Source organism: Shinella sp. M31 (assembly GCF_049199205.1).
Taxonomy (GTDB): domain Bacteria; phylum Pseudomonadota; class Alphaproteobacteria; order Rhizobiales; family Rhizobiaceae; genus Shinella.
The window spans coordinates 43,953-48,685 of the sequence record NZ_JBLZPH010000103.1 but is presented as its reverse complement, the minus strand read 5'-3'; the positions used below and the strand labels follow the sequence as shown (position 1 = coordinate 48,685).

Below are 4,733 nucleotides of genomic sequence, written 5' to 3'. Positions count from 1 at the left end.
TGGTTGCGGATCCTGCCCATGGAGACGACGCTCGTCGCAAGATCGAGCACGAATGGCCGGTCGCCCGAGGGAATCCCGATCGCAATCGGGTTGGTGCCGAGCATGGCTTCGGTCCCGCCGAAGGGATGGACCAGCGCCTCGCTCGTCGACATCACAATTGCGATCAGGCCGTCACGGGCGGCGGCCTCCGCGTAATAGGCGAGCATGCCAATGTGGTTGGCGTTGCGGATGGCGGCAACAGCTATCCCCGTCTCGGGCAGGATCTGCTTCAGACGGCCCATGGTGTTCATGAGCACGACCGGGCCGAGCCCGCGCTCTCCATCCACATCGAGAAAGGCCTGCCTGGACCAAGTCCCGGCACCCCGCGCACGGCCATCTGCCAGTCCTTTTTCGAGGCGCGAGAGAAGGAGAGGCAGCCGTTGCAGGCCGTGCGATGGCAGCCCGCGCAACTCGGCCTCGACCAGGAGATCGGCCTGAAGCGTCGCGGCTTCCGGTGTCGCTCCGCGGCTCTCGATCAGGCCTGTCGCCAGCCTGCGGAGCTGATCGGGCATGATTTTCATTCTCATATCCTATATCGGATCATATACGATATTGTATTTGACATGCGATATCTTATTTGCAACAAATGATCGCATGTCAATAAGCAGTCGGAGAGCAAACGTGGCAATTGCAGCGGAGCGGGAGGGCAGGGCGCCGGTCATTCGACCGATCAGCGTCGTAGAGGGTGTCTATGACAACATCTATCACCGCCTCATGTCGCTGGAGATAGCGCCCGGCGCTCGCATTCCGATCGATGTCCTCTCCCGTGATCTCGGCGTGTCGCAGACCCCGGTCCGTGAAGCGCTTAGCCGCCTCGAACGGGAGGGCCTCGTGCGCAAGGAGCATCTCGTTGGCTATAGCGCGGCCCCTCAGTGGACGCGCAAGCAGTTCGAAGACCTCTATGCCTTCCGCCTGCTCGTCGAGCCGGAGGCCGCCCGGCTTGCCGTCATCAATATGACGCCCGCCGCGTTGGCGGAGCTTGAAACCTCGGCTGCCGATATGGGACACGGCGAGGCGCCGGTCGATCGCAATACCCGCTATTCCCGGTTCGCGCGTGCCGATGCGCAGTTCCACGACGCCATTCTGAAGATCGCCGGCAACGAGATCATCCGCAGCACGCTGTCGAACCAGCATGTGCACCTGCATATCTTTCGGTTGATGTTCCACACGCGGGTTACGCAGGAGGCTCTCGAGGAGCACGAGAACCTGCTCGCAGCCTTCCGCTCGGGCGAACCGCAGGCGGCGCATGACGCCATGCGCATCCACATCGAGCGCTCGCGCGATCGACTGCTCTCGGCTTTCGAATGAACGCGGTCCTCTCCCCCCAATCACTAGCGCCTCCGGGAGACGCGGCGGTCGCCGTCCTCCGGACCGAGTGTCTGGGCAAAACGTACGGCCAGATTACGGTGCTTTCCGACGTCACGTTTGATGTACGTACCGCAGAAGTGCATGCCATCATCGGCGAGAATGGCGCCGGCAAGTCGACACTGATGAAGTTGCTGTCTGGCCACGTCGCGCCGACTGAGGGTCACCTGCTGCTCGACGGCGCGCCGATCGCATTTCGCAATGCGGTGGAGGCGGAAGATGCGGGTATCGTGCTGGTCCACCAGGAAATTCTGCTGGCCGCCGACCTGACCGTCGCCGAAAACCTCTTTCTCGGCCGTGAGGTTGGGCGCGGTCTTATGGTCGATGATCGGTCGATGAACCGGCGCACCGCCGAGTTGCTCGCAAGGGTCGGATCGACGGCGCGCCCTCGCGACCGCGTCTGCGACCTTCCGCTTGCCCAGCGCCAGCTCGTGCAGATTGCCCGTGCGCTGCTGGACGAGCGGAAGGTCGTGATCCTCGACGAGCCGACGGCCGTGCTGGCCAATGACGAAGTGGCAGCCCTGCTCGACATCGTCCGCAGCCTGCGAGACCACGGCGTCGCCGTGCTCTATATTTCTCACCGCCTGGAAGAGGTGCAGGCGTTGGCCGACCGCGTCACCGTCCTGCGCGACGGCCGGATGATCGGCACCTGGCCGGCGGCCGGCCTCGGCCAGCGCGAGATGGCGGAACTGATGGTCGGGCGCGAGCTGGACATGCTCTACCCGCACAAGCGGCCGCCGACCGTCGCTTCCCCAATCCTGACCGTGGCCGACCTTGCCGTCGATCACGGACGAGAGAAGGTGTCCTTCGCCGTCCGTCCGGGTGAGGTGCTCGGCATCGGCGGCATGATCGGCGCGGGGCGCACCGAACTGATCGAGGGGCTGATGGGGCTTCGACCTTCGGAGGCGGCGCGCGTCACCGTCAACGGCAAGGAGATTTCCAATCGCTCCGTGCGCACGCTCATGGATGCCGGGCTCGTCTACCTGACCGAGGATCGAAAGGGAAAAGGCCTGCTTCTGGAGGAGAAGCTCGGTCCCAACCTGACGCTCCAGGCGCTCGATGCCATAAATCCTGGCTCCATGCTCGACAAACGGGCGGAGTTCGGCCGGCTCGAAAAGGCGGTGGCGGACTATGACATTCGTGTGCGTTCGCTGCGCCTGGAAGCCGGCAAGCTCTCCGGTGGCAACCAGCAGAAGCTGCTGCTGGCCAAGGTCATGATGGCGAATCCCTCGGTGGTCATCATCGACGAACCGACGCGCGGCATCGATATCGGCAACAAGAGCCAGATCTACGACTTCATCGACGCGATGGTGCGTGCCGGCAAGGCCTGCATCGTCATCTCGTCGGAAATGCCAGAGCTGGTCGGCCTTTCCGACCGGGTTCTGGTGATGCGGGCCGGCCGGATCGTCGCCGAGCTCCGCGGTAATGACATCAATGAGAAGAATGTCGTCTACGCGGCCACGACGGGTGGCGGCGCCGACGGCGGGGAGGAAGACCATGACCACCGCAGCAACCATAACAATCCCGCCGGCTGACACCGCCCCTCGCATTCGCTGGGCCGACCTGGCGCCGTTCATCGCGCTCGCGCTGATCGTGCTGTTCGGCGCGTTGGTGAATTCCAGTTTCGTGTCGTCGGCCAACCTGATCAACGTCGTTACGCGCAGCGCCTTCATCGCGATCATCGCTGTCGGTGCGACCTTCGTCATTTCGTCAGGCGGATTGGACCTGTCCGTCGGTTCCATGATGGCTTTCGTCACCGGCATCATGATCATGGTGATGAACCATCTTGCGCCGAGTTTCGGTGCTTGGGCCATACCAATGGGGGCCGGCGTCGCACTGGTTGTCGGTTCGCTGTGCGGGCTCTTCAACGGATTGATCGTCACGCTCGGGCGGATCGAGCCGTTCATCGTCACGCTCGGCACGATGGGCATCTTCCGCGCCTTCATCACCTTCATGACGGACGGCGGCTCGCTGCCGATCGACCGCAGCCTGCGCGAGGCCTACCGGCCGGTCTATTTCGGCAGCCTGTTCGGCATTCCCTACCCCGTCTTGATCACCTTCGTCGTCGTGCTCGCCGGAGCCTTCCTGCTCTACAAGACCAAGTTCGGCAGGCGCCTGACCTCCGCCGGATCGAATGTCGAGGTTGCCCGCTTTTCCGGTGTCAATGTCGCGGCCGTGCGGACCATGGCCTATGTCATCCAGGGTGTCTGCGTCGCAGTCGCCGCCATCTGCTACGTGCCGCGGCTTGGTGCTGCGACCCCCACGACAGGGCAACTCTGGGAACTGCAGGTCATCACCGCGGTCGTCATTGGCGGCACGCTGCTGCGCGGCGGACGCGGACGCATCGGCGGCACCGTCGCCGGCGCCCTCATTCTGGAGGTCATCGCCAACGTCATGGTCCTCTCGGACATGGTTTCGGAATACCTCGTCGCCGCCGTTCAAGGCGCGATCATCATCATCGCCATGCTGGCGCACCGCTTTACCGCCAACCGCTGATATCGGCCTTCGGTCGAGATCGGTACTGACTTCAAAAGGAGGAGAACATGAAGTCTATCATGCAGAAAACAGCACTCTTGCTGTCCACGGTCGCCTTGACCATTCCCCTGTCACTCGGCAGCGCGCAGGCCGACGAGAAAGTGACGATCGCCGTCTCGATCCCCGCCGCGACACACGGCTGGACCGGCGGCGTGGTGTACCATGCCGAGCAGGCCGAGAAGGAAATCGAGGCCGCGTTCCCCAACATCGACGTCGTCCTGTCCACCGCGTCCTCGGCGCCCGCCCAGGTTTCAGCATTGGAAGATCTCTCGGCAAGCCGCAAGCTAGACGCACTCGTCATCCTGCCGTTCACGTCGGAGGAACTGACCGGCCCCGTCGAACAGATCAAGGAAAAGGGCACCTTCATCTCGGTCGTCGACCGCGGTCTGACGGACCCGACGGTGCAGGATCTTTATGTCGCCGGCGACAATATCGCGGTCGGCGCCAACACGGCGCACTGGCTCGTCGACAAGCTAGGCGGGGAAGGCCAGATCGTCGTGCTGCGCGGCATTCCGACGGTGATCGACGACGAGCGCATCAAGGGCTTCTCGGATGTCATCGCCAAGTCCAACATCAAAATCCTCGATATCCAGTATGCCAACTGGAACCAGGACGAAGCCTTCAAGCTGATGCAGGACTATCTGGCGAAATATCCGAAGATCGACGCCGTCTGGGCCAATGACGACGACATGCTGCTCGGCGTTATCGAGGCCGTCGACAATGCCGGGCGCAAGGACATCAAATACGCCCTCGGCGGCAACGGCATGAAGCAGGTCATCGAGATGGTGAAGGAG

Annotated in this window: 5 protein-coding genes; 4 read left to right on the top strand and 1 reads right to left on the bottom strand. The window is 63.1% G+C overall.

Translation table 11 applies throughout. The features are described 5' to 3' along the window. Nucleotides 1–560 (bottom strand): Ldh family oxidoreductase (locus tag ACOZKU_RS17910; protein ID WP_421580015.1); only part of this gene is annotated, 560 nt, incomplete at its 3' end. Nucleotides 561–633: 73 nt separating this feature from the next. Here ACOZKU_RS17910 and ACOZKU_RS17905 point away from each other — a divergent pair. The 4 genes from ACOZKU_RS17905 to ACOZKU_RS17890 all read left to right on the top strand — a co-directional run. Then, complete coding sequence (locus tag ACOZKU_RS17905; protein WP_421580014.1) at nt 634–1,347, top strand: GntR family transcriptional regulator; 714 nt, start codon at nt 634–636, stop codon at nt 1,345–1,347. Beyond that, nucleotides 1,344–2,939, top strand: a complete 1,596-nt coding sequence (locus ACOZKU_RS17900; RefSeq protein WP_421580013.1) for a sugar ABC transporter ATP-binding protein — start codon at nt 1,344–1,346, stop codon at nt 2,937–2,939. The genes ACOZKU_RS17905 and ACOZKU_RS17900 overlap by 4 nt, the downstream gene beginning before the upstream one ends. After that, nucleotides 2,902–3,900: an ABC transporter permease gene (locus ACOZKU_RS17895; RefSeq protein ID WP_421580012.1), complete on the top strand. Its 999-nt coding sequence runs from the start codon at nt 2,902–2,904 to the stop codon at nt 3,898–3,900. Before ACOZKU_RS17900 ends, ACOZKU_RS17895 begins: the two co-directional genes overlap by 38 nt. Before the next feature lie 47 nt (nt 3,901–3,947). Next, nucleotides 3,948–4,733, top strand: a 786-nt coding sequence (locus tag ACOZKU_RS17890; protein ID WP_421580011.1) for a substrate-binding domain-containing protein, incomplete at its 3' end; no start/stop codon positions are given.